This is a genomic window from Arthrobacter sp. U41 (assembly GCF_007679325.1).
Lineage (GTDB): Bacteria > Actinomycetota > Actinomycetes > Actinomycetales > Micrococcaceae > Arthrobacter.
Window position 1 is genome coordinate 1 of sequence record NZ_VEGI01000025.1, and the last position, 241, is coordinate 241.

Annotated in this window: 1 protein-coding gene; it reads right to left on the bottom strand. The window is 64.3% G+C overall.

The genetic code is table 11. From position 1 onward, the window contains the following. A partial coding sequence (locus tag FS787_RS17905; RefSeq protein WP_144674649.1) for a DUF3618 domain-containing protein occupies positions 1 to 241 on the bottom strand: 241 nt, incomplete at both ends.

The following is a 241-nucleotide window of genomic DNA, read 5'->3' on the forward strand; positions in this document are numbered from 1 at the left end:
TACCGGCGTCGCTCAGGTGCGTCCCGGCGCTGCCGGCGGCCGAGTGCATGGTGCCCGCGGTGTGGTCGGCAGAGCCCATAACTTTCTCCTTCACGCCGAAGACGGCATCCTTGACCTTGTCCGTCTGGCGCTGGACGATGTGGGACGGGGTGACCTTGTCCGCTACGGCATCGACGTTCGTGCCCAGCCGCGCGCGGGTTGCTTCAATATCTGCTCGGATGACATCCGGGTTTTCACTCAT